Annotated in this window: 22 protein-coding genes; 10 read left to right on the top strand and 12 right to left on the bottom strand. The window is 66.0% G+C overall.

The window, feature by feature from the left end:
- Positions 1-12: 12 nt before the first annotated feature.
- From QE393_RS00670 to QE393_RS00635, 8 genes are read right to left on the bottom strand one after another with little or no spacing between them, the layout of a single operon-like run.
- Complete coding sequence (locus tag QE393_RS00670) at positions 13-1,611, bottom strand: AAA family ATPase (protein WP_273810169.1); 1,599 nt, start codon at positions 1,609-1,611, stop codon at positions 13-15.
- A gap of 18 nt (positions 1,612-1,629) precedes the next feature.
- Positions 1,630-2,724 carry a 3-dehydroquinate synthase gene (gene aroB / locus QE393_RS00665; protein ID WP_273810171.1) on the bottom strand — a complete coding sequence of 365 codons (1,095 nt, stop codon included), beginning with the start codon at positions 2,722-2,724 and terminating at the stop codon, positions 1,630-1,632.
- Positions 2,725-2,776: 52 nt separating this feature from the next.
- Positions 2,777-3,295, bottom strand: a complete 519-nt coding sequence (gene aroK / locus QE393_RS00660; RefSeq protein ID WP_133861489.1) for a shikimate kinase AroK — start codon at positions 3,293-3,295, stop codon at positions 2,777-2,779.
- A 5-nt stretch (positions 3,296-3,300) separates the two neighbouring features.
- Positions 3,301-5,550: a type IV pilus secretin PilQ gene (pilQ, locus tag QE393_RS00655; protein ID WP_405046218.1), complete on the bottom strand. Its 2,250-nt coding sequence runs from the start codon at positions 5,548-5,550 to the stop codon at positions 3,301-3,303.
- A complete protein-coding gene (locus QE393_RS00650) occupies positions 5,551-6,069 on the bottom strand; it encodes a pilus assembly protein PilP (protein ID WP_133861491.1) in 519 nt (172 codons plus the stop codon). It lies immediately after the preceding gene.
- Positions 6,066-6,719 (bottom strand): type 4a pilus biogenesis protein PilO, encoded by a 654-nt coding sequence (pilO, locus tag QE393_RS00645; RefSeq protein WP_133861492.1) that lies wholly within the window; start codon positions 6,717-6,719, stop codon positions 6,066-6,068. The genes QE393_RS00650 and pilO overlap by 4 nt, the downstream gene beginning before the upstream one ends.
- Positions 6,716-7,303 carry a PilN domain-containing protein gene (locus QE393_RS00640; protein WP_017641026.1) on the bottom strand — a complete coding sequence of 196 codons (588 nt, stop codon included), beginning with the start codon at positions 7,301-7,303 and terminating at the stop codon, positions 6,716-6,718. Before QE393_RS00640 ends, pilO begins: the two co-directional genes overlap by 4 nt.
- Positions 7,304-8,368: a pilus assembly protein PilM gene (locus tag QE393_RS00635; protein ID WP_183633703.1), complete on the bottom strand. Its 1,065-nt coding sequence runs from the start codon at positions 8,366-8,368 to the stop codon at positions 7,304-7,306. It abuts the gene before it with no gap.
- A 167-nt stretch (positions 8,369-8,535) separates the two neighbouring features.
- Here QE393_RS00635 and QE393_RS00630 point away from each other — a divergent pair, with 167 nt between their 5' ends.
- Positions 8,536-10,956, top strand: coding sequence for a penicillin-binding protein 1A (locus tag QE393_RS00630; RefSeq protein ID WP_273810176.1), 2,421 nt, complete (start codon positions 8,536-8,538; stop codon positions 10,954-10,956).
- Positions 10,957-11,009: 53 nt separating this feature from the next.
- Here the strand turns inward: QE393_RS00630 and QE393_RS00625 are convergent, their stop codons facing one another.
- From QE393_RS00625 to rpmE, 3 genes are all read right to left on the bottom strand, one after another.
- A complete protein-coding gene (locus tag QE393_RS00625; protein ID WP_133861496.1) occupies positions 11,010-12,278 on the bottom strand; it encodes a malic enzyme-like NAD(P)-binding protein in 1,269 nt (422 codons plus the stop codon).
- Between the two features lie 112 nt (positions 12,279-12,390).
- Positions 12,391-13,218: a thermonuclease family protein gene (locus tag QE393_RS00620; protein ID WP_273810178.1), complete on the bottom strand. Its 828-nt coding sequence runs from the start codon at positions 13,216-13,218 to the stop codon at positions 12,391-12,393.
- Entirely contained in the window at positions 13,218-13,433 is a 216-nt protein-coding gene (gene rpmE, locus QE393_RS00615; protein ID WP_133861498.1) for a 50S ribosomal protein L31, read from the bottom strand. Before rpmE ends, QE393_RS00620 begins: the two co-directional genes overlap by 1 nt.
- 157 nt (positions 13,434-13,590) lie before the next feature.
- Between rpmE and QE393_RS00610 the strand changes: the two genes are divergently transcribed.
- The 6 genes from QE393_RS00610 (at position 13,591) to QE393_RS00585 (ending at position 20,953) form a co-directional block, all read left to right on the top strand.
- Positions 13,591-15,804, top strand: coding sequence for a primosomal protein N' (locus QE393_RS00610; protein WP_273810180.1), 2,214 nt, complete (start codon positions 13,591-13,593; stop codon positions 15,802-15,804).
- 96 nt (positions 15,805-15,900) lie between these two features.
- Positions 15,901-17,658, top strand: a complete 1,758-nt coding sequence (gene argS / locus QE393_RS00605; protein ID WP_310041612.1) for an arginine--tRNA ligase — start codon at positions 15,901-15,903, stop codon at positions 17,656-17,658.
- Between the two features lie 18 nt (positions 17,659-17,676).
- Entirely contained in the window at positions 17,677-18,414 is a 738-nt protein-coding gene (locus QE393_RS00600; RefSeq protein ID WP_273810185.1) for an SPOR domain-containing protein, read from the top strand.
- A gap of 100 nt (positions 18,415-18,514) precedes the next feature.
- Positions 18,515-19,048: an ATP-dependent protease subunit HslV gene (gene hslV, locus QE393_RS00595; RefSeq protein ID WP_017641034.1), complete on the top strand. Its 534-nt coding sequence runs from the start codon at positions 18,515-18,517 to the stop codon at positions 19,046-19,048.
- Positions 19,049-19,067: 19 nt separating this feature from the next.
- A complete protein-coding gene (hslU, locus tag QE393_RS00590) occupies positions 19,068-20,417 on the top strand; it encodes an ATP-dependent protease ATPase subunit HslU (RefSeq protein WP_310041610.1) in 1,350 nt (449 codons plus the stop codon).
- A gap of 164 nt (positions 20,418-20,581) precedes the next feature.
- Positions 20,582-20,953 carry a DUF971 domain-containing protein gene (locus tag QE393_RS00585; RefSeq protein ID WP_310041609.1) on the top strand — a complete coding sequence of 124 codons (372 nt, stop codon included), beginning with the start codon at positions 20,582-20,584 and terminating at the stop codon, positions 20,951-20,953.
- Positions 20,954-20,959: 6 nt separating this feature from the next.
- Here QE393_RS00585 and QE393_RS00580 read toward each other — a convergent pair whose 3' ends face one another.
- Positions 20,960-21,238, bottom strand: a complete 279-nt coding sequence (locus tag QE393_RS00580) for a polyhydroxyalkanoic acid system family protein (RefSeq protein WP_310041608.1) — start codon at positions 21,236-21,238, stop codon at positions 20,960-20,962.
- Between the two features lie 151 nt (positions 21,239-21,389).
- On the opposite strand from QE393_RS00580, the gene ubiE reads away from it, so the two are divergent.
- The 3 genes from ubiE to ubiB are packed head-to-tail and all read left to right on the top strand — an operon-like array spanning position 21,390 to position 24,390.
- Positions 21,390-22,160 carry a bifunctional demethylmenaquinone methyltransferase/2-methoxy-6-polyprenyl-1,4-benzoquinol methylase UbiE gene (gene ubiE / locus QE393_RS00575; RefSeq protein ID WP_017641038.1) on the top strand — a complete coding sequence of 257 codons (771 nt, stop codon included), beginning with the start codon at positions 21,390-21,392 and terminating at the stop codon, positions 22,158-22,160.
- The gene (locus tag QE393_RS00570) at positions 22,160-22,795 is read left to right on the top strand and encodes an SCP2 sterol-binding domain-containing protein (protein ID WP_310041606.1); all 636 of its coding nucleotides are present in this window, start codon (positions 22,160-22,162) and stop codon (positions 22,793-22,795) included. Before ubiE ends, QE393_RS00570 begins: the two co-directional genes overlap by 1 nt.
- Positions 22,792-24,390 (top strand): ubiquinone biosynthesis regulatory protein kinase UbiB, encoded by a 1,599-nt coding sequence (gene ubiB / locus QE393_RS00565; RefSeq protein ID WP_158890937.1) that lies wholly within the window; start codon positions 22,792-22,794, stop codon positions 24,388-24,390. The genes QE393_RS00570 and ubiB overlap by 4 nt, the downstream gene beginning before the upstream one ends.
- Positions 24,391-24,414: the final 24 nt, after the last annotated feature.

The following is a 24,414-nucleotide window of genomic DNA, read 5'->3' as shown; positions in this document are numbered from 1 at the left end:
CTCGGGCAAGAATCAGCGACTGGTGGCGATGTCCTGCTGGATGCTGGCGAAGGTCCGCGGCCAGGGTTTGCTGGCCTGTACCTTGGCTGGCAGCTGCTTGACCGCCGCTTCCGCCGCCGCCCGATTGGCGAAGTTGCCGTAGGTCACCACATAGAGCGCCTTGCCCTGGTAGCTCTTCTTGAAATAGCGGAAGTTGCCACTGTCGGCCTGGGCGGCGATGAAGTCCTGCGCGGCCTTTTCGGTGCTGGTGCCCACCACCTGCAAGGCGTATTTGCTACCGGCCTGGCTGCCGTACCAGCCCGCCGCGGCGCTGCCGGCGTGAGCAGGCGTCGCCGTCGGGGCCGGCTTGGCCGGTGCCGGCGCGGCGGCAGCCGCAGGCGCAGTATGCCGGGGCGCCGGGGCGGCCACTGCCGGCGCGCTGGGCGCCGGCGTGCGTGCCGGCGTCCGGCTGGGCAGTTCGTCTTCGTCACTGACCGGCGGGGCCTCGGTGGTCACGGTCGGCGGCACGCCGCCAGCGCCCATGTCGTTACCCGCCGCGGTACCCGCCTGCCGGCCACCGGCCGCTTCCGCCAGGGGTTCACGGATGACCGGCTGCGACTCACCCACCAGCGGCAGGGGCAGTGGCTTGGAAGAGCCGTCGAACTGGATGGGCGCCCCCTGGGCGTCCTTGCCGGCAGAGGCGGTGTTCTGGCCGCCCATGGGCAGGTCCTGTCCGGCCGTGCCGGTGGCCGGGGTCTCGCTCTTGCCGCCCTTCAGCGACAGCGCCGCGGCGCCGACAGCCAGCACCACCACCCCGAGAATGACCAGATGCTTGCGCGGCAGCGCCGCCAGCAGATTGCGTGAGCCTTTCGCCGGTGCGGCGGCCTTCTTGCGCCGGGCGCTCATGCCAGCCACCAGGACATCCCGGGCTTCTTCGTTGAGCCGACCGGGCCAGCCGCCGGAGCGCTGGTGGATGGTCGCGAGTTGCTCGTCGGTAAAGATCTCCAGACCCTGACCGGCACCCTCCAGGCGCTGGGCCAGGTATTCCTCGGCCTCGCTCTCGCTGTAGGGCAGCAACTCGATGGCGTGATAGCGCTCTTCGCCCTGGGCGATGTCTTCCAGGCGCATCACCACTTCCGCTTCGCCGAACAGGAAGACGTGTAGGCGCTCCTTTTCGCCGCCACCCGCCAGTTCCAGCAGGGCTTCCAGCGCGGGGGTGGCCAGCGCCTCGGCATCATCCACCAGGATGTAGACCTCCTGCCCCGCCAGGCGCACTTCCGCCGCCTGCGCGAGAATGGCCGCCGGGGTCTGGCTGTCGGCGCCCACGCCCTTGGCGACCTGGGCCAGCACGGTGCGAGCGTCGCCACCGTTCTGCGCGGAAATCACCACGCAGTGCACGGCTTCCTTCTTGGTGCTGGCCGCCAGCGCCTGGCGCAGCAGCGTCTTGCCACTGCCCTCGGGGCCGCTGACCACCAGCAGCAGCTGGCTGTAGCGAGCCAGATGATGCAACTGGCCCAGTACCGGCTTGCGCTGCGCCGGAAAGAATTTGAAACCGGGAACGCGGGCGGCGAACGGGTCGTGAGTGAACTGATAGTGACCGAGGAAGGCTTCGTCGGCGTGCAGATTGGACATGGGACTCTCTTGTTCTCCTTACTGGGCGGTCAGCGCTTGGTAATCGGTACGCAGCGTCTGCTCGAGAATGTCGCGGGCGAAGTCGGCGGTCACCACGGCCTGGCCCAGATCACTGAGCAGTACCAGCCGGAGTTGTCCATCCAGGACCTTCTTGTCCACCGCCATGAGGCGTTCGAAATCGGCCGGCTGCATGTCCGCCGGCGGTACCACGGGAAGCCCTGCCCGGACCAGCAGGCGCAGGGCGCGGTCGCGCTGGGCAGCCGTGAGCCAGCCCAGCAGCAGGGACATCTGCAATGCCATTACCATGCCGGCGGAAACCGCCTCGCCATGCAGCCAGACGCCATAGCCCTGGTGGGTCTCGATGGCGTGACCGAAGGTATGGCCGAGGTTGAGAATGGCCCGTAGGCCCGACTCGCGCTCGTCGCTGCCGACCACCTGGGCCTTGGCCGCGCAGGACCGCTCGATGGCTTCGGTGAGGGCCCGCTGGTCCAGCGCCAGCAGCGCCTCGACATGCTCTTCGAGCCAGCCGAGGAAAGGTTCGTCGCAGATCAGGCCGTACTTGATGACCTCGGCCAGACCCGCCGACAGTTCGCGCGCCGGCAGGGTCGCCAGGCTGTCGGTGTCGATGACCACGGCCTTGGGCTGGTAGAAGGCGCCGATCATGTTCTTGCCCAGCGGGTGGTTGATGCCGGTCTTGCCGCCCACCGAGGAATCGACCTGGGACAGCAGCGTGGTGGGCACCTGGATGAAGTCCACCCCGCGCTGATAGCAGGCCGCGGCGAATCCGCCCATGTCGCCGATCACCCCGCCACCGAGGGCGATGAGGGTGGTCTTGCGATCATGGCGATCCTGCAGCAGGCCGTCGAAGATCAGCTGCAGGGTTTCCCAGTTCTTGTGCGCCTCGCCATCGGGCAGCACGATCGAGCTGACCTGGCGGTCGCCGAGGGTGCGCAGCAGGCGCTCCAGATAGAGCGGTGCGATGGTTTCATTGGTGACGATCGCCACCTTGCGCCCGGCGAGATGGGGCAGGAAGCAGTCCGGTCGATCCAGAAGGCCCTGGCCGATGTAGATCGGGTAGCTGCGCTCACCGAGCTCGACGTGAAGAGTCCGCATGCCGTCACCTTGATTCAAAGGGCGCCTAGCATAGCGCAGAACGCTTGCGGCTTTAATGCGGCGCCAGGGCTTTCAGACGGTCGAGTATCTGCAGCACGACCAGCCGGGGTGGCCGCTCGTCGGTCTCGATGATGATATCGGCGATCTCGCGGTACAGCGGGTCGCGCATGGCCATGAGATTGCGCAGCACCGCCGCGGGATCGGCGGTCTGCAAGAGGGGACGGTTGCGATCGCGGGAGGTACGCTCGATCTGCTGCTCGATGGAGGCATGCAGATAGATGACGCGCCCGCCGTGCTTGAGCGCCTGGCGATTGTCCTCGCGCAGTACGGCACCACCGCCGGTGGCCATCACCAGGCCGTTTTCCGCGCACAGTTCGGCGATCGCGGCGCGTTCGCGCTCGCGAAAGCCCTGCTCGCCTTCCACATCGAAGATCCAGGGGATGTCGGCACCGGTGCGTTCTTCGATTACCTTGTCGGAATCCTTGAACGGCAGCCGCAATTCCTTCGCCAGGAGCCGGCCGATGGTGCTCTTGCCCGAGCCCATCGGTCCTACGAGAAACAGATTACGCACTTATGTCATCGACCAACCGCTATCGCCTGGTTGTTCATGATACGCGGCGTGAGGAAGATCAGCAGCTCGACTTTGCTGTCGGTGACCGAATCCCGGCGGAACAGGCGGCCGACATAGGGAATATCCCCCAGCATCGGCACCTTGGTGGTGGACTTGGTCTGGGTATTGGAGAACACCCCGCCCAGCACGATGGTCTCGCCATCGCTCACCAGCACCTTGGCATTGACCTCGTTCTTGCTGATCGGCGGCACGCCATTGAGCGCATTCTGGTAGTCAGGCGCATCCTTGTTGACCTTGACCTCCATGATGATGCGGTTGTCCGGGGTGATCTGCGGCGTGACCTCCAGCGACAGGGCGGCCTGCTTGAAGCTGGTGCTGGTGGCACCGCTGGAGCTGGCTTCCTGGTAGGGGATCTCGGTACCGCGCAGGATCTTGGCGGTCTCCTTGTCCGAGGTCACCACCTTGGGCTGGGAGATGATCTCGCCATTGCCGCTGGATTGCAGGGCGGACAGCTGCAGGTCGAGCATCTTGCCACCGACCATGAAGCCGACGCCGATGCCCGAGGTACTGCCGGAGACGCCCATGTCGACGAAGGGGGTGGGCGCCACACCACTCGCGGAGGTGAAGCTGCCTACGGTACTGGTGCCCGGCAGGAAGACCTGACCGGTGGTGGAATCGACGGTGGTAGCGCCGTCCTTGCCATAGACCGCGAAGTTGCCAGAACTGGCGTTGCCGCCCCAGCGCACACCCAGCTGCTTGCTGTAGTCGACGTTGGCTTCCACCAGCCGCGCCTCGATCATTACCTGGCGCACCGGGATGTCCAGCTGCGAGACGATGCGCCGGAGTTCGTCCAGGCGATTCTGGGTCTGGTAGGCGATGATGCTGTTGGTGCGTTCGTCCACCGAGATGGAACCGCGCTCGTCGGCGGTCTTGTCGGCGCTGGTCACCGACTGGAACAGCTTGGCGATATCGGCGGCCTTGGCGTAGTTGACCTGGATCAGGTCGCGACGCAGCGGGGCCAGCTGCTGGATCTGCTTTTGGGATTCCAGCTCCTGACGCTCACGGGCGGCGATCTCGTCGGCCGGTGCCACCAGCAGCACGTTGCCGATCTGACGCTTGTCGAGACCCTTGGTCTTGAGGATCAGATCCAGCGCCTGGTCCCAGGGCACGTTCTGCAGGCGCAGGGTGATGTTGCCCTGCACGGTGTCGCTCGCCACCAGGTTGAGGTTGGTGAAGTCGGCGATCAGCTGCAGCACCGAGCGGACGTCGATGTCCTGGAAATTCAGCGACAGTTTCTCGCCGGTATAGGTGAAGCGATCGGCTGCGCGCTTTTCCTTTTCCTCGGTGGTGAGCGGCTTGACGCTCAGGGTCAGACGATTGTTGGTCTGGTAGGCCAGGTAGTCGTAGGTCCCGGTCGGTTCGATGACGATGGACGCCCCGCCGCTGTCAGCGGAGGCGTTGACGAACTGCACGGGGGTGGCGAAGTCCTTGACGTCTAGGCGTACGCGCAGCTCTTCGGGCAGCTGGGTACCGGCGAAGGTCAGGCGAATCTTGCCGCCCTGCTCCTGGATATCCGGGTTGATGCCGGTCTCGCTCAGGTCGATGACCACGTTGCCCTCGCCCTGGGGACCCCGCTGGAAATCGATATGGCGGATCGCCTTGCCGCGCAGTTGCGGCCGCGGCGCGGTCATGGCCGCCACGGTGGAGGTGGCCTGGGTCGGCGGCAGCGGCGTGCGGGCGACCGCGCCGGGCAGGGGTGCGGCCGAAGGTGCGGTCACCGTGGCAGGCGCGGCGGCGCGTGGCAGGTTGGGCGTCAGATTGGCCTGGGCGTTGGCCACCTGGCGACCCGCGGTGCCCCCGATGGTGACGAACAGGTTGCGACCGTCGGCCCGGGTGTCGTAGCTGGCCAGGTTGGTGAGGTTGATGATCAGGCGGGTGCGATTGCCCGCCTCCACTACCGTCACGCTGCGGGCATTGCCATTGCCCAGCTCGCGGCTCTTGGTGCCCAGCTTGTTGGCCACGCCGGGCAGGTCCAGGGCGATCCGCGCCGGCTGCTCGATGGTGTAGCCCTTGGGCACCGGCACCGGCTGATCGAAGGTCAGCTTGAGTTCGATGCGATCCCCGGGCAGGGAGGCGACGTTCAAAGCCTGCAGATCGGCTGCCAGGGCCTGACCGGCCAGGCTGCTCAGCAGCAGGGCCAGGCCCAGCCCCAGTCGTCCCGCGATAGTAGTGTTCACAGTGCTCGCCCTGCCCATTTAAGTCTTTTCCTTCAAGGTGATGGTGCGCGGCCGTTCCAGCCAGCCACCCTCGCCATCCGGGACGATTTCGATCACGTCGATCTCGCCATCGGTAATCTTGGTGATGCGTCCGTCGTTGCGCCCCAGGTAGTCGCCCACCTTGACGCGATGCACGCCCCCGGCGCCGTTGACCAGCGCATAGCGGCCGCTGGCATTGGCCAGGATGCCGACCATGCTGAAGGTCTCGATGTTGAAGCCTTCGAGAAACTGCTTGGGTCGATTCGCGTCCGGCTTGATGTTGCCGGTTCCGCGCTGGCGCACCGTGGGATCGATGCGTACCGGCGCCTGGAAGGGGCTGCGCAGCGCCGCGGCGGCGTAGGTGAAGGGTTCGTAGGCGCGAAACTGCGGCAGCGGCTCGATGGAACCGCGCGGCTTGGCCCGGGTTTCGTCCATGAAGGCCTGCAGATCGCTGGTATCGCTGGAACCACAGCCGACCAGCACGCCGGTCAGCAGACAGAGCAACAGGGGCGTCCTCATTTGCCGAGCCCCTTGTCGTTGTACCTATAGGTCTTGGCCAGGACGTTCATGCGCAACTTGCCACCGCCTCCGGAGACCGTACCGCCGCCATTGGCATTCTTGTCGTCCACCGGCTTGAGGTCGAAGTCGTGCAGGGTGACGATGCGCGGCAGGCTGGAGACGCTGCTGACGAAGGTCGCCAGGTCGTGATAGTTGCCCACCACGGTGATCTGGATCGGCAACTCGACATAGAACTGTTGGGTGACTTCGGGCAGGAGCTTGATCTGCTCGAATTCCAGGCCGCTGCCGAGACCGGTGCGGGTGATGTCCTCCAGCAGCGCCGGCACCTCCGTATCGCCGGGCAGTTGCCGCAGCAGGGCACCAAAGGACTCCTCCATCTCCACCATCTGCTGCTTGTAGGCATCCAGATTGGCGGCCTGGAAGGCCTTGCTGGCGTATTGCTGCTTGAGCGTCTCTTCCTGGTTGCGCTGGCTGTCCAGCTGGGCCTGCATGTCGCTGAGATGGAACTGATAGCCAAGCAGGAGCACCACCAGCACGATCAGCAGGCAGGCGATGACCTTGACCGGCTTGGGCCAGGAACCGAGGTTCTCCAGGCTGAGTTCGTTGATATCGACCTTGCGCAGGCTGGCCAGGGAATCGGCGAGACTCATGGTTTGCCTCCCTTGGCGAGCGGGGCCGGCGCAGGAGCGCCGGGCTGGGTCTGCTTGACGGTGAGCTGGAAGGTGTTGGCCTGGTCCACCGCTCCGGCAGTGGTCGCCTTGACCTCGATCAGCGTAGGCGACGCGAACCAGTCGGAAGCATCCAGGTTACGCATCAGGTTGGAGACCCGGTTGTTGGATTCCGCCTCGCCGCTGATCGACAGGGTGTCACCCTGCATCTTCAGCTCGCGGAAGTACACGCCGTCCGGCAGGGTACGCACCAACTGGTCGAAGACGTGGCCGATGACCGGGCGGTTGCCCTGCAGGTCCTGGATGATCTTCATCCGCGCCAGCAGCTGCTGACGACGGGTCTTGAGTTCGCTGATCTCCTTGATGCGCACGTCCAGCTGAGCGATGTTCTGCTGGATGAAGGCATTGCGCGCCTCCTGACGGGCGATCTCGCCGGACAGGTACTGATCCCCGAGAAACACGGCGCCGCACGACAGCACGAAGATGCCGCCCAGGATCACCAGGAACTGCTTGCGCCTTTCTTCGCGCAGCTGCTCCCGCCAGGGCAAGAGGTTGATGCGGGCCATCTAGTCGAAACTCCTCATGGCCAGGCCGCAGGCGATCATCAGCGCCGGGGCGTCACCCGCCAGGGCCGCCGCATTGACCTTGTTGCTGACGGTCATGTCGGCGAAGGGATTGGCCAGGACCGTCGGGGTGCCGATTTTCTGCTGGATCAAGCGGTCGAGTCCGGAAATTGACGCGGTTCCTCCGGCAAGCAAGATGTAGTCCACATCATTGTATTGCCCGGCGGCGAAAAAGAACTGCAGCGAGCGCGCCACCTGTTGCACCACCGCCTCGCGGAAGGGCGTCAGCACCTCGCTCTGGTAGTCGTCCGGCAACCCGCCCTGCTTCTTGGCCAGACCGGCCTCCTCCACCGACAAGCCGTAGCGACGCTGGATCTCTTCGGTGAGCTGACGACCGCCAAACAGCTGCTCGCGGGTGTATATGGTCTTGCCGTTGTGCAGCACGCTCAGGGTGGTCATGGTGGCGCCGATGTCGACCACCGCCACGGTGAGGTCGTCGACATGGCCGCCAAGCTGGTTGGCCAGCAACTGGTAGGCGCGCTCCAGGGCATAGGCCTCGACGTCGACCACCTTGGCGGAGACGCCGGCCAGCGCCAGGGCCGCCTCGCGGACCTCGACGTTTTCCTTCCGGCAGGCGGCCAGCAGTACCTCGACGCGCTCGGCGTTGCGCGGCGACGGCCCCTGCACCTCGAAGTCGATGGCGACCTCGTCCAGCGGGTAGGGAATGTACTGGTCGGCTTCCAGCTTGATCTGGTTTTCCAGCTCGTCGTCGGTCAGGCCGGCATCCATCTCGATGGTCTTGGCGATCACCGCCGAGCCGGAGACGGCCACGGCAGCGCTGCGCGCGGAACTGCGCGCCTTGACCAGCACCCGGCCGATGGCCAGGCCCACGCCTTCGAGTTCGGCGATGTTCTTTTCCACCACGGCATTGGCCGGCAGGGGCTCGACCGCATAGGCTTCCACCCGGTAGCGCCCGCCTGAACGGCTCAACTCGATGAGTTTCACGGATGTCGAACTGACGTCGATACCCAGCAGCGTATTCGCCTTCTTTCTGAATAGCCCTAGCACATCAGTTCCCTATGAGCGACGGTGGTCTTCCGCGGACGGGCATTAGATAACAGACTTGACACCCGAGCAAATAGCGGCCAACCGCCAAACGCGCCTATAATGGCGACGCCGTGTAGGCTGACCCTCACCTGTCGCCCTTTCCTTCTTTCCATTCGAAAAGTCTCTTGATGCGTGTTCTGAAATTTTTCTGGTGGTCGTTGGTCGCCCTGGTCTGCAGCCTTTTGCTGGGTCTCAGCGGTGCCTTCCTCTACCTCAGCCCCAGCCTGCCCTCCATCGATGCCCTGCGAAACGTGCAACTGCAGATCCCTCTGCGGGTGTACAGCGCGGACGGCAAACTCATCGCCGAATTCGGCGAAATGCGCCGCTCGCCGCTGCGGTTCAACGAGATACCGCCCAATTTCATCCATGCCCTGCTCTCCGCCGAGGATGACAACTTCGCCAATCACTATGGCGTGGATGTGAAAAGCCTGGCGCGAGCGGTGAGCCAGCTGGTCAAGACCGGACACATCCAGACCGGCGGCAGCACCATCACCATGCAGGTCGCCAAGAACTACTTCCTGACCAGCGAACGCAGCTTCTCGCGCAAATTCACCGAGATCCTCCTGGCGCTGCAAATCGAGCGCCAACTGAGCAAGGACGAGATCCTCGAGCTCTACGTCAACAAGATCTACCTGGGCAACCGCGCCTACGGTATCGAGGCCGCCGCCCAGGTCTACTACGGCAAGTCCATCAAGGACCTGACCGTCGCCCAGATGGCGATGATCGCCGGTCTGCCCAAGGCGCCGTCGCGTTACAACCCGGTCGCTAATCCTGAGCGTAGCCTGGAAAGACGCAACTGGATCCTCGAACGCATGTTCAAGCTCGGTTATATCGATCAGGCGGCCTACCAGGCCGGCATCGCCGAGCCGCTCGAGGCCTACCACCACGTCGCCGTGCCTGAACTCAACGCCCCCTACATCGCCGAAATGGCGCGGGCGGAAATGGTCGGTCGCTATGGTGGCGATGCCTACACCGATGGCTATCAGGTCTACACCACCATCGACAGCCGGCTGCAGACGGACGCCTTCGAGGCCGTGCGTGACGGTCTGACCGACTACGACCGCCGCCATGGCTATCGCGGCCCCGAGGCCCAGTGGCCCAACCGCAGCCGGGCCGAGTGGGCCGCGCTGATCCAGAAGCAGCGCATCGTCGGCGGCCAGGATCCGGCCCTCGTCACCCAGGTGGAGAAGAGCGGCATCCTGGTCCTGACCCGCGAGGGCAAGGAAGAGGCGGTCTCCTGGGACTCGATGAAGTGGGCACGCCCCTACCTCAGCGCCAACAGCCTGGGGCCGCGCCCGAACGGTCCGGCCGACGTGGTCAAGGTCGGCGACCTGATCCGGGTGCAGCGCCAGGACGATGGCAGCCTGAAGTTCTCGCAGATTCCCAAGGCGCAGAGCGCCCTGGTGTCGCTCGACCCCCAGGATGGCGCCATCCGCGCCCTGATCGGTGGTTTCTCCTTCGAGCAGAGCAACTACAACCGCGCGACCCAGGCCCGCCGCCAGCCCGGCTCCAGCTTCAAGCCGTTCATCTATAGCGCGGCCCTGGAGAAGGGCTTCACCGCCGCCAGCCTGGTCAACGATGCGCCCATCGTCTTCATGGACGAGAATCCCGACGAAGCCTGGCGACCGAAGAACGACAACAACACCTTCCTCGGCCCCATCCGCCTGCGCGAGGCGCTGTATCGCTCGCGCAACCTGGTGTCCATCCGGGTACTGCAGGCCATCGGCATCGACTATGCGCTGGATTACGTCAGTCGCTTCGGCTTCGAGCGCGACCAGTTGCCGCGCAACCTGTCCCTCGCCCTCGGCACCCCGGGCCTGACGCCGCTGGAAGTGGCCACCGGCTGGTCGGTGTTCGCCAACGAAGGCTACAAGGTGACGCCCTACGTGGTCGATCACGTGACCGATCGCGACGGCAAGGTGGTCTATCGCACTGCCGCGCCGCGGGTGCCCCAGCAGGTGCAGGCCAAGGCCGCAGCCGGCGTGGAGGTCACGCCGGCGGCCGATACCACCGCTGCCGATCCGGCCAATCCGGCGCCGGTGTTCGCGCCCCAGGTCATCGACCCGCGCAACGCCTTCATCATGAACAGCATGCTGCAGGACGTGATCAAGCGCGGCACCGGGCGCAAGGCGCTGGAACTGGGTCGCAACGACCTGGCCGGCAAGACCGGCACCACCAACGAATCCAAGGACACCTGGTTCTCCGGCTACAACGGCGACTACGTGACCACGGTCTGGGCCGGCTTCGATCAGCCCGAAACCCTAGGTCGCCAGGAATTCGGTGGCACCGTGGCCCTGCCGATCTGGATGAGCTACATGGGCGCGGCGCTCAAGGACAAGCCGCCGCATCAGCTCAAGGAACCGGACGGCATCGTCTCCATCCGCGTCGATCCCACCACGGGCCGCGCCGCGCCGCCCGGCACGCCCAACGCCTACTTCGAGCTGTTCAAGAGCGAGGACACCCCGCCGAGCCTGGACGAGCTGCCGCCCGGCGTCGCGCCCGGCACGCCGCTGCCCTCCAGCGAAAACGTGCCCATGGACATCTTCTGATCTGCGCCCAATAAAAAACCCCGCCAAGGCGGGGTTTTTTATTGCGTCGCGCCTTACTTGGCGAAGACGTCATCCACCGACTTCAGCGGATAGTTCGCCGGATAGGGCAGCGTGGCCACGCCGGTCTCGATGGCGGCCTTGGCCACGGCATCGGATACCAGGGTGATCAGGCGCGCGTCCATCGGCTTGGGAATGATGTACTCGCGACCGAAGCTCAGGCTGTCGACGTTGTAGGCCGCGCAGACTTCCTTGGGTACCGGCAGCTTGGCCAGATCACGCAGGGCCAGGGCAGCGGCGATCTTCATCTCCTCGTTGATGACCCGGGCGCGAACGTCCAGGGCACCGCGGAAGATGAAGGGGAAGCCCAGCACATTGTTGACCTGGTTCGGATAGTCGGAGCGACCGGTGGCCATGATCACGTCGTCGCGGGTGGCGTGGGCCAGCTCGGGGGTGATTTCCGGATCCGGGTTGGAGCAGGCGAAGACGATGGGGTTGGCCGCCATGCGCTTGAGGCCTTCCGCCGACAGCAGGTTCGGACCGGACAGACCGACGAAGACATCGGCGCCTTCGAGGGCGTCGTCCAGAGTGCGCTTGCTGGTCTCGGTGGCGAAGGCCGCCTTGTACTGATTCAGGTCGCTGCGGCCGCTGTGGACCACGCCCTGACGGTCGATCATGTAGATGTTCTCGACCTTGGCGCCCATGCTGGCCAGGAGGCGCATGCAAGAGATGGCGGCAGCGCCGGCACCCAGGCAGACGATCTTGGCGTCTTCCAGGCGCTTGCCGGCGATTTCCAGGGCGTTGAGCATGCCGGCGGCGGTGACGATGGCGGTGCCATGCTGGTCATCGTGAAAGACCGGGATGTCGCACTGCTCGATCAGGGCGCGTTCGATCTCGAAGCACTCGGGCGCCTTGATGTCTTCGAGGTTGATGCCGCCGAAGGTGATGGAGATGCGCTTGACGGTGTCGATGAAGGCCTGGGGGCTCTCGGCGTCCACCTCGATGTCGAAGACGTCCACACCGGCGAAGCGCTTGAACAGCACGCCCTTGCCTTCCATCACCGGCTTGGAGGCCAGCGGGCCGAGGTTGCCCAGGCCGAGGATGGCGGTACCGTCGGAGATCACCGCGACCAGGTTGCCCTTGCCGGTGTAACGGTAGGCCAGTTCGGGATCGCGACCGATCTCGCGGACCGGTTCGGCGACGCCGGGGCTGTAGGCCAGGGACAGGTCACGGGCGGTCGCGGTGGGCTTGGTCAGCTCGACGCTGAGTTTGCCGGGGCGCGGCTGGGCGTGGTATTCGAGGGCGGCGGTTTTGAGATCAGACATTATTGGTATATCCGCGTGGTGTGGGTCTTGGGTCGGGCGAGAATACGCAAAGACTCAAGGTGCCACAAGCAATCGGCCATATGCCTGAAATCAATCGCAATACGACTTTCGGCTAAAACGATTCAACCCGCAAACCCAGCATGTGCGGGTCGCTCAGGGTCATCAGCCAGCGCCCGCGGCCCGCTTCCTGGCGCCGACTGCGATCGACGATCCAGCCTCGGGCTTCGAGGTCGCGCCCCGTCCATTGGCGCAGCGGCACCTCGTCGAAGGCCGCGACGAAGCGCTCGGGGACATTGACCACCAGATCGCCTTCGAACTGCAGCCAGAGGCCGCCACGATTGCGCTCGACGTCCAGCAGACGCCCCTGCACCACGGCAAAACCATCCTCTTCTATGCGGGTCGAGGCGATCGTCGGATCCTGCTTCCAGACGCCCCGTCGCGCCTTGCGCGCCTGGCTTTCCGCGGCGGCCTGACAGGCGGCCAGCCGGGTATTCGGGGCGATGGCGACGGCATAGCCGAGGCCCTCGGCGATCAGCCGGGCCTCCAGGTTGCCGCCCTGGCGATCGAAGAGGTGCGCCAAGGTACGGCCGTAATGATCGGTCGCCTCGCTGCCCGGCACCAGCCGCAGACGCTCGTCGCTGGCCGCGACCAGCGCCTGCAGCCGCTGACGCGCCGCCTCGGCATAGGGCTGGGCGGTACCGCCGGATTTGCCCAGCTCCGGGGCATTGACGCCGATCAGGCGCACCGAACGACCGTCGACCAGGCGCAGGGTATCGCCGTCCACCACCTGGCGGACCACGACCTCCTGCCCACCCGGCAGCAGCGGACAGTCCGCCGCCTGGGCCGCTGGCGCGCCAACCAGGCCACAAACAAAAAAGGCGCCCCAGAGGGACGCCTTTTTCAGTGTCGAACCATACGGAGATGGCCGACGGCAGCGCATTACTTGTTGCTGCCGAACACGCCGAAGCGCTGCTTGAAGCGATCGATACGGCCGCCAGCGTCCAGGACCTTCTGCTTGCCAGTGTAGAACGGGTGGCATTCGGAGCAGACGTCCAGGTGAATGTTCTTGCTCAGGGTCGAGCGGGTCTTGATGACGTTACCGCAGCTGCAGGTGGCTTCGATGGCATCGTACTGCGGATGGATATCAGCTTTCATGGGACTATCCTCGGGGTCTAGCTGTGCCGCCACCCGGCGCCATTGCCGGATACCGCACAGATTTGGGCTGCAAATCATACCAGAGCAGATAGGAGGTGCAAGCAGCCCCCTCACCGCCCGTCTGCTACCATCGGGCTTTCCTCCTGCGAGCCCTGCCGTGCCCCTGATCCTGCGCCTGGCGCTGCCCTCCCCGCTGCGCCGCCTGTTCGACTATCTGCCGCCCAAGGGAGCGGTCGAGGAGCAGTTGCGCCCGGGCGTGCGGCTGCGGGTGCCCTTCGGTCGCCGCGAGGTGGTCGGGGTGCTGATCGAGGTGGCCCGGGAAACCGAGGTGCCGCCGGACAAGCTGCGCAAGGCGCTGCAACTGCTCGACGAGCGTCCGCCATTGCCCAGCGCGCTGTTCGAGCTCTGCCAGTGGTCTGCCCAGTACTATCAGCACAGCCTCGGCGACACCCTGAGCTGGGCACTTCCTGCCCTTTTGCGTCAGGGAGAGCCGGCCGAGCGACGACTGCAGCGCTTCTGGATCGCCCAGCCCGATGCGCGCCCGGAAGATCCGCGCCTGGCCCGGGCGCCGCGCCAGCGCGAGGCACTCAAGACCTTGCGCCAGCACCCCCACGGGGTGCTGCACGAATTGCTCGGCCAGCTCGGCCTGGTCAAGGACAGTCTCGATCTCCTGCAGGCCAAGGGCCTGGTCAAGGTGGAGACCCGCTATCACCAGCCGACCCGGCACCAGGGTTCCTGGCTGGCCCAGGCCGAGCTGCCACTCAACGGCGAGCAGCGGCTGGCCTACGAAGCGGTCCGCGCCGGCAGCGGCTTCCACTGTTATCTCCTGGAAGGGGTGACCGGCAGCGGCAAGACCGAGGTCTACCTGCAACTGATCCGCGCCACCCTGGAAGCGGGGCGCCAGGCGCTGCTGCTGATCCCCGAGATCAACCTGGGCCCCCAGACCCTGGGGCGTTTCGAGCAGCGCTTCAATGCGCGCATCGCCCTGCTGCACTCGGCGCTGACCGATCGCGAGCGCATGGACATCTGGCTGGCGGCTCGCGATGGCGAACTGGACATCGTGGTCGGCACCCGCTCGGCGCTGTTCACCCCGCTCAAGCACCCTGGGCTGATCATCGTCGACGAGGAACACGACGCCTCCTATAAACAGCAGGAGGGCCTGAGGTACCACGCCCGCGACCTGGCGGTGGTTCGCGCGCGCTTCGAGAATCTGCCGGTGGTGCTGGGCTCGGCCACCCCCTCGCTGGAAAGCCTGCACAACGCCGACCAGGGGCGCTATGCCCACCTGCGCCTGTCGCTGCGTGCCGGTGGCGCCCAGCCGCCGCGCTTCGAGCGCCTGGACGTGCGCAGTCGTCCGCTGGACAGCGGTCTGTCCCAGCCACTGCTCAAGGCCATGGGCGCGACCCTGGAGCGCGGCCAGCAGGTGCTGGTGTTCCTCAATCGCCGCGGCTTCGCCCCCACCCTGCTCTGCCACGACTGCGGCTGGCTGGCCCAGTGCCCGCGCTGCGATGCACGCATGACCTATCACCGCGGCTCCGGCGAATTGCGCTGCCACCACTGCGATCAGCGCCAGACGCCGCCGCGGCATTGCCCGTCCTGCGGCAAGCTCGACCTGCGTCCGGTAGGCGCCGGTACCGAACGCGCCGAGGAACGCCTGCAGCTGCTGTTTCCGGACGTCCCGGTGCTGCGCATCGACCGCGATACCACGGCGCGCAAGGACGCCTTGGGCAAACTCCTGCGCACCATCCACAGTGGGGTGCCCTGCATCCTGGTCGGCACCCAGATGCTCGCCAAGGGGCACCACTTCCCCAAGGTGACCCTGGTGGCCGTGCTGGACGCCGACAGCGGGCTGTTTTCCGCAGACTTTCGTGCCAGCGAGCGCATGGCCCAGCAGATCGTCCAGGTGGCCGGTCGCGCCGGTCGCGCCGAGGAGCCTGGGCAGGTGCTGATCCAGACCCATCTGGCCGATCATCCGCTGATGGTGCAACTGGCCGAGGAGGGCTATCCGGCCTTTGCCCGCCAGGCCCTGCAGGAGCGCCGCGCCGCCGGGCTGCCGCCGTTCGCCTATCTGGCGCTGCTGCGCGCCGATGCCCATCGCCAGGATCAGGTGGAGAATTTCCTGGAGGCGGCCTATCACGTCGCCGAGGGCCTGGCGGTCAATCTCGCCCTGCCCCAGGTGGAGCTGCTGGGGCCGGTACCGGCGCCGATGGAGCGCCGCGCCGGCCGCCACCGGGCCCAGCTGCTGCTGCAGAGCAGCAGCCGCGCGCCCCTGCATCGCCTGCTGGGCATCTGGGTCGTCCAGCTAGAAAGCCTGCCTGAAGCCCGTCAGGTACGCTGGTCGCTGGACGTGGATCCCATCGATCTCTTCTAGTGGCATTGGCTTACCATTGGCAAGGCCGGGCTCGCCACGGATAATGCCGGGTTTTCATCGCAGTGCGCGCTCGGCGCACGCCGAAGGCCAATGACCATGAAAGACAGCATCCGCCAGCTCATCCAGCACGCCCTCGACCGCCTGATCGCCGACGGCACCCTGCCGGCTGACGTGGCCCCGGCCATCCAGGTCGAAAACACCAAGGACAAGAGCCACGGCGACTTCGCCAGCAACGTCGCCCTGCTGCTGGCCAAGCCGGCCCGCGCCAAGCCCCGCGACCTGGCCGAAAAGCTGCTGGCCGCCCTGCCCGCCGATCCGGCGGTCAGCAAGGTGGAAATCGCCGGCCCCGGCTTTCTCAACTTCTTCCAGAATCACGCGCAACTGGCCGCGCGCCTGGATGCGGCCTTCGCCGATCCGCACCTGGGGGTATCCATTCACGAGCCGCATCAGCGCGTGGTGGTGGACCTTTCCTCGCCGAACCTGGCCAAGGAGATGCACGTCGGTCACCTGAGATCCACCATCATCGGGGACGCCGTGGCGCGGGTGCTGGAATTCCTCGGCGACGAGGTGATCCGCCAGAACCACGTGGGTGACTGGGGCACCCAGTTCGGCATGCTGCTGGCCTACATGGAAGAACAGCCGCAAGCCGCCGAAGGCGAACTGGCCGATCTCGAGGTGTTCTATCGCGCGGCCAAGGGACGCTTCGACGCCTCGCCGGAATTCGCCGCTCGCGCGCGCGAACTGGTGGTCGCGCTGCAGGCCGGCGATGCCCACTGCCTGCGGCTCTGGGAACGCTTCAACGCCGTCTCCCTGTCCCACTGCCAGGAAGTCTACGACCGCCTCAACGTCCGCCTGACCCCGGCCGACGTCAAGGGCGAGAGCGCCTACAACGACGATCTGGCCCAGGTGGTGAGCGATCTGGACGCCGCCGGCCTGCTCACCGAAAGCGATGGCGCCCGCTGCGTCTTTCTCGAGGAATTCAAGAACGCCGAGGGCAATCCGCTGCCGGTGATCGTGCAGAAGGCCGGTGGCGGCTATCTCTATTCCACCACCGACCTGGCCGCCATGCGCTACCGCAGCCGCCAGCTGCACGCCGACCGCGCGCTGTACTTCGTCGACCAGCGCCAGGCCCTGCACTTCCAGATGGCCTTCGAGGTGGCGCGCCGCGCCGGCTTCGTCGCGCCGACCATGCAACTCGAGCACATGGGCTTCGGCACCATGAACGGCGCCGACGGCCGTCCGTTCAAGACCCGTGACGGCGGCACCGTCAAGCTGGTCGACCTGCTCGACGAAGCCGAGGAGCGTGCCTATCAGCTGGTCAGGGAGCGCAATGCCGGTCGCGCCGAGCGTGGCGAGGTACCCTTCAGCGAGGACGAATTGCGCCATATCGGCCGCGTGGTAGGCATCGCCTCGGTCAAGTACGCGGACCTGTCCAAGCACCGCACCAGCGACTACAGCTTCAACTTCGAACAGATGCTCAGCTTCGAGGGCAATACCGCGCCCTATCTGCTATACGCCTACACCCGCGTCGCCAGCGTGTTGCGCAAGGCCGAGCAGAGCGAACCCGCCGGCAGCATCCGCCTGGACGCCCCGCAGGAGCAGGATCTGGGTGGCCGCCTGGCGCAATTCGGCGAAATCCTCGCCGGCGTCGCCGACAAGGGCACCCCGCACCTGCTGTGCAGCTATCTCTACGACCTGGCCGGCCTGTTCTCCAGCTTCTACGAGAATTGCCCGATCCTGACCGCCGAGGACCCCGAGCTGCGCCAGAGCCGCCTGCGGCTGGCCGCCCTCACCGGGCGCACCCTCAAGCAGGGTCTGGAACTGCTCGGCCTGCACACCCTGGAACGCATGTAAGAGACGGATCACCGCCTGATGGCCACCAAGAAAGCCCCACCCAAGCGCGGCGCCAGTCGCAACACCTCGGCTCCCAAGAAACAGCCCCTGCCCGGCTGGGTCTGGCTCGCGTCGGGTCTGGCCATCGGGGCCTTCGTGGTGTTCCTGATGAAGCTCGAACCGGGCAACAAGGCGGTGCAGCGCACCAAGCCGGAAGAAGGCCGCCCGGCCGCCACGGCGGGCAATGGCAAGTCGGCGACCGCCGCCGGCAAGACCGAGGGCACGCCGCCCACGCCGATCAAGCCCAAGTACGACTTCTATACCCTGTTGCCCGAATCCGAGGTGATCGTGCCGCCGGACGCCGTGCCGCGCAATCCGGCCGCCAAGCCGACCACCCCGGCCAAACCGGATGCCGCCGCGACCCCGGCGCAACCCGGCCAGCCGGCGACCGCAACGTCGACCACGCCCGCGACCACCGCGGGCCAGCCGGCCGCCACGCCGCCCAAAGAAGCCACCACCAAGGCCCAGCCGCCGGTGACCCTGTTCTTCCTCCAGGCCGGTTCCTTCCGCACCCAGGCCGATGCCGACCGGGTCCGCGCCCAGATCATCATGCTCGGCCAGGACGTGCGCGTGGAATCGGGCAAGGTCAAGGACGACACCTGGTACCGGGTATTGGTCGGTCCCTACAGCGATCGCGACCAGCTGACCCAGGCGCAGAAACAGCTCGCCGGCAGCGGCTTCAAGAATCTGTTGCTGCAACAGCGACGCGGTCACTGATCGGATCAATCCCCCGTCGCGGCGCTTGAAGGGCGTCGCGGCCATCCCCATATCTCTGCGTAACCGGGGCCGACGCCCCAAGCAACGCGGAGAGATTCTCTTGACCACCATCGTTTCTGTACGCCGCAACGGCAAGGTCGTGATCGGCGGCGACGGCCAGGTTTCCTTGGGCAACACCGTCATGAAAGGCAACGCCAAGAAAGTCCGGCGGCTGTACCGGGGCGAGGTGCTGGCCGGTTTCGCCGGCGGTACCGCCGACGCCTTCACCCTCTTCGAGCGCTTCGAGGCGCAACTCGAGAAGCACCAGGGCCACCTGGTCCGCGCCGCCGTCGAGCTGGCCAAGGACTGGCGCACCGACCGTGCCCTGCGCCGTCTGGAAGCCATGCTGGCGGTCGCCAACAAGGACGCCTCCCTGATCATCACCGGCAACGGCGACGTGGTGGAGCCCGAAGAAGGCCTGATCGCCATGGGCTCCGGTGGTGCCTATGCCCAGGCCGCCGCCCGCGCCCTGCTCATGCACACCGACCTCAGTGCCCGCGAGATCGCCGAGACCTCCCTGAATATCGCCGGTGACATCTGCGTGTTCACCAACCGCAACCTGACCATCGAGGAGCTGGACGCGCCTCAGGCGTGATCCGGTTTAGAGACTGCCCATGTCCATGCCCCCCCGCGAGATCGTCCACGAACTCAACCGCCACATTATCGGCCAGGACGACGCCAAGCGCGCCGTGGCCATCGCCCTGCGCAACCGCTGGCGGCGCATGCAGCTGCCCGCCGAGCTGCGCCCCGAGGTCACCCCCAAGAACATCCTGATGATAGGCCCCACGGGTGTGGGCAAGACCGAGATCGCCCGGCGCCTGGCCAAGCTGGCCAACGCGCCCTTCCTCAAGGTGGAAGCCACCAAGTTCACCGAGGTCGGCTATGTCGGCCGCGACGTCGAGTCCATCATCCGTGATCTGGCCGACGCCGCCGTGAAGATGCTGCGCGAACAGGAGATGGTGCTTAACCGCCATCGCGCCGAAGACGCTGCCGAAGAGCGCATCCTCGATGCCCTGCTGCCGCCGGCGCGTCCTTCGGTGGGCTTCAGCAACGAACCCCAGCCGACCGCCACCGATAGCAACACCCGCCAGCTGTTCCGCAAGCGCCTGCGCGAGGGCCAGCTGGACGACAAGGAAATCGACATCGAGGTGGCCGATGCCCCCGCCGGCGTCGAGATCATGACCCCGCCCGGCATGGAGGAGATGACCAGTCAGCTGCAGAATCTCTTCGCCGGCATGCACAAGGGCAAGACCAAGCAGCGCAAGCTCAAGGTCAAGGAAGCGCTCAAGCTGGTGCGTGATGAAGAAGCCGCCCGCCTGGTCAACGAGGAAGAACTCAAGGGCCGTGCCCTGGAAGCCGTCGAGCAGCACGGTATCGTCTTCATCGACGAGATCGACAAGGTCGCCAAGCGCGGCAACACCAGCGGTGCCGATGTTTCCCGCGAAGGCGTGCAGCGCGACCTGCTGCCGCTGATCGAAGGCTGCACCGTCAACACCAAGCTGGGCATGGTCAAGACCGACCACATCCTGTTCATCGCCTCGGGCGCCTTCCACCTGTCCAAGCCCAGCGACCTGGTCCCGGAGCTGCAGGGTCGCCTGCCGATTCGCGTCGAACTCAAGGCGCTGACCCCGCAGGACTTCGAGCGCATCCTCACCGAGCCGCACGCCTCCCTCACCGAGCAGTATCGCGAACTGCTCAAGACCGAGGGGCTGCTGGTGGAATTCGCCGCCGACGGCATCACCCGCATCGCCGAGATCGCCTGGCAGGTCAACGAGAAGACCGAGAACATCGGCGCCCGGCGCCTGCACACCCTGCTGGAACGTCTGCTGGAAGAGGTGTCCTTCAGCGCCGCAGACCTCGCGGGCCAGCAGAATGGCGAGCCCATCGTCATCGACGCGGCCTATGTGAACGGCCACCTGGGCGAACTCGCCCAGGACGAAGACCTGTCGCGCTATATACTGTGACGGTAGGTTGGGAGCCTAGGTAACCCGTGTGGCTGCTCTAGGCCCCTCGTCATCGCGGCCTTGGCGGCCCGCCGATGCGGCCGCTCCTACAGGATTGCGTAGGGGCGGCCCATGGCCGCGATGGCTTCAAGCAATGGCCAAATCGCCGCCCAGAGAAACTCAGCATGCGTATCCCCACCGCCATCCAGCTCCACAAGGCCTCCAAGACCCTCAGCGTCAGCTATGGCGCGGAAACCTTCGAGCTGCCCGCCGAATTCCTGCGGGTGCACTCGCCTTCGGCCGAGGTCCAGGGACACGGCAATCCGGTATTGCAGTGGGGCAAGCAGCAGGTCGGCATCAGCGCCGTCGAACCGGCCGGGCGCTACGCCATCAAGCTGACCTTCGATGACGGCCACGACAGTGGTCTGTTCAGCTGGGACTATCTCTATGAACTGGGCAGTCGCCGCGACGAACTCTGGGCCGACTACCTGGAACAGCTGGCCCGCGCCGGCAAGACGCGGGACCCACACGTCAGCGCGGTCAAGCTGATGCTCTGAGCGGACTCAGGTCGTCAGGGCCTTGTCCAGCTTGCGCTCGATCTCTTTCTCGATCTGGCCACTGAGCATCGAGAACATCATGCCCAGGGTCGCCAGCACCCGCACCCGGTCTTCACCGACCTCGATCCGTCCATCCACGCCGCTGCGCGTGAATGTCAGGGTATCGCCTTCCCAGGCGCAGGCCACCCCATAGTCACGCGTGAGTTTTTCGGCCAGTTGATCGGCCTTCTGGCGAACGCCTTCCAAGCCAAGCGAATGGCTGCGTTCGATGGTGATCTGGGACATCGGGGAACTCCGGATAAGGGGCCCTGACTATAGCGAGGGCCCGCCACGTCGCCAATCGCGAGAACCGAGCGGTCAGCCCCGGTTTTAGCCGGGCATGCCGGGCGATCGGCCTGCTAGAATGCCCTCTTGTCCCTGTCCCAGGTGTAGCCCCATGAGCGATCCGCGCAAAGGCCCCGAGGCCGAATCCCAGACCCACTTCGGCTACCAGAGCGTTCCGGAGAGCCAGAAGGCTTACAAGGTCGCGGAGGTCTTCCATTCGGTGGCGGCCAAGTACGATGTGATGAACGATCTGATGTCGGCGGGCATCCACCGGCTGTGGAAGAGATTCACCATCGAGCTCTCCGGCGTGCGCCGCGGCAACCGCGTGCTGGACATCGCCGGCGGCACCGGCGACCTGACCAAGCAGTTCGCCCGCCTGGTCGGCCCCACCGGCGAGGTGGTCCTGGCCGACATCAACGATTCCATGCTCCGGGTCGGCCGCGACCGCCTGCTCGACGAAGGCGTCGCCAGCAATGTGCGCTTCGTCCAGGCCGACGCCGAGAAGCTGCCCTTCCCCGACAACCATTTCGACTGCATCACCATCGCCTTCGGTCTGCGCAACGTCACCCACAAGGACCAGGCCCTGGCCTCGATGCTGCGCGTGCTCAAGCCGGGTGGCCGCCTGCTGGTGCTGGAATTTTCCAAGCCCACCAACCCGCTGGTGTCCAAGGCCTATGATGCCTATTCCTTCGGCTTCCTGCCCTTGATGGGCAAGCTGGTGGCCGGTGACGCCGAAAGCTATCGCTACCTGGCGGAGTCCATCCGCATGCACCCCGATCAGCAGACCCTCAAGGCCATGATGGAAGAGACCGGTTTCGCCCGGGTTACCTTCCACAACATGACCGGCGGCGTGGTCGCCCTACATCGCGGCATCAAGCCCTGATGGCCCTCGTCACCCAGGCATTGCTGGCCGCGCTGGAGCGCGGCCTGAATCCGCTACTGGCGCTCGACCCCGTGGCCTTGCCGCGGCTGGCCGGCCTGACCGGCCGGGTGATCGCGATCCAGACCCGGCAACCGGCGCTGCGCCTGTACGTCCTGCCCGCGGGTGACGGCCTGCACTTCGCCGCCCATCACGAAGGCGATATCGACTGCACCCTGAGTGCCCCGGCGACACGTCTGGCCGAACTGGCCCTGGCCCGTGACAAGCAGCGGGTGCTGCACCAGCTGGACGTGCGTCTGGAGGGCGACAGCACCCTGCTGATCGAACTGGCCGACATCCTGCAGAAGCTGGAGCTGGACTGGCAGCACGAGGTCAGTCGCTGGCTCGGTCCGCTGCCGGCCGCGTTGCTGGGCGATCTGGCCCGGCGCGGCCAGGCGCTCTGTGAACAGAGCCGTGACAGCCTGCAACTGACGCTGTCCAACTGGCTGAACGAGGAGAGCCGCCAACTGGTGGGTCGTCTCGAAGGTGAGGCCCGCTTCGCCGAGATCGATGCCCTGCGCCTGGACGCGGATCGTCTCGACGCCCGTCTCGCCCGCCTGGGCACTGCCCGCAACGCCAGGGATAACCCCGACGAATGAAGCTGTTCGCTGCCCTCAACCGCCTGTTGCGGATCTTCTTCGTGGTCATCCGCTATCGGCTTGACGACATCGTCTATGCCCTGCCGCTGCCCTGGTACCTGCGCGCCACCCGCTATGTGCTGCCTTGGCGCTGGTTGCCGCGACCGAGCAAGACCCTGCCGCGCGGCGCCCGTCTGCGCCTGGCGCTGGAAGGTCTGGGACCGGTGTTCGTCAAGTTCGGCCAGATCCTTTCCACCCGGCGCGACCTCATGCCCGAGGATATCGCCGACGAACTGATGTTCCTGCAGGACAAGGTCCCGCCCTTTCCGCCGGAAAAGGCCGTGGCGCTCATCGAGTCCCAGCTCGGCGTACCCATCAAGCAGGCCTTCGCCCGCTTCGATCACCAGCCGCTGGCCTCGGCCTCGGTGGCCCAGGTCCATGCCGCCCAGCTGCGGACCGGTGAAGAGGTGGTGGTCAAGGTGGTGCGCCCGGGGCTGAAGAACATCATCAGCCAGGACATCGCCTGGCTGTTCCTGCTGGCGCGCCTGGCCGAACGGCTGTCCGCCGAAGCCCGCCGCCTGCACCCGATGGACGTGGTCAGCGACTACGAGAAGACCATCTACGACGAGCTGGACCTGTTGCGCGAAGCGGCCAACTCCAGCCAGCTCAGACGCAATTTCGACGGCTCCGAGCGCCTCTACGTGCCCCAGGTGTACTGGGACTGGTGCCGCGAGCGGGTGCTGGTCATGGAGCGCATCTACGGCATCCCGGTAACCGACCTGGCCGCCCTACGCGACCAGGGCACCGACTTCAAGCTGCTGGCCGAGCGAGGCGTGGAGATCTTCTTCACCCAGGTCTTCCGTGACAGCTTCTTCCACGCCGACATGCACCCGGGCAACATCTTCGTCAGCACCGCCAAGCCCTGGGATCCGCTCTACATCGCGGTGGACTGCGGCATCATCGGCAGCCTGACCCCCGAGGACCAGGACTATCTGGCACGTAACCTCTGGGCCTTCTTCCAGCGCGACTACCGCAAGGTCGCCCAGCTGCACATCGACTCCGGCTGGGTACCGGCCAACACCCAGGTCAACGAACTGGAAGCGGCCATCCGCACCGTCTGCGAACCCATCTTCGAGAAGCCGCTCAAGGACATTTCCTTCGGCCAGCTGCTGCTGCGGCTGTTCCAGGTGGCGCGCCGCTTCAACATGGAGATCCAGCCGCAGCTGGTGCTCCTGCAGAAGACCCTGCTCAACATCGAAGGCCTGGGCCGCCAGCTCTATCCGGACCTGGACCTCTGGTCCACCGCCAAGCCCTACCTGGAAAAGTGGATGCGCAAGCGGCTAAGTCCGCCGCAGGTCGCCCGCAATATCCAGCAGCAACTGGAACAGATCCCCCATCTGGCGCAGATGGCGCGCGATACCCTGGAACGCATCACCCAGCCGCATCGCAAGGATCCGCCCAATCCCTGGGGCAGACGCAACGACGACTGGATCGTGCGGGTGATCGGTGCGGTCCTGCTGGTGGGTGCGGCGCAGCTGGGTCTCGAACCCCAGCCCCACGCCTGGCCGGCCTGGGCCATGCTGGTCGGCGGCCTGGTTCTGGTGATCAGGCGCTGAACTGCTTAAGCTGTAACCGTCCCG

Origin of the sequence: Pseudomonas sp. SORGH_AS_0211 (assembly GCF_031453455.1) — a bacterium.
Classification (GTDB): Bacteria; Pseudomonadota; Gammaproteobacteria; order Pseudomonadales; family Pseudomonadaceae; genus Chryseomonas; species Chryseomonas aestiva.
This window is presented reverse-complemented; position numbering and strand designations above follow the sequence as displayed.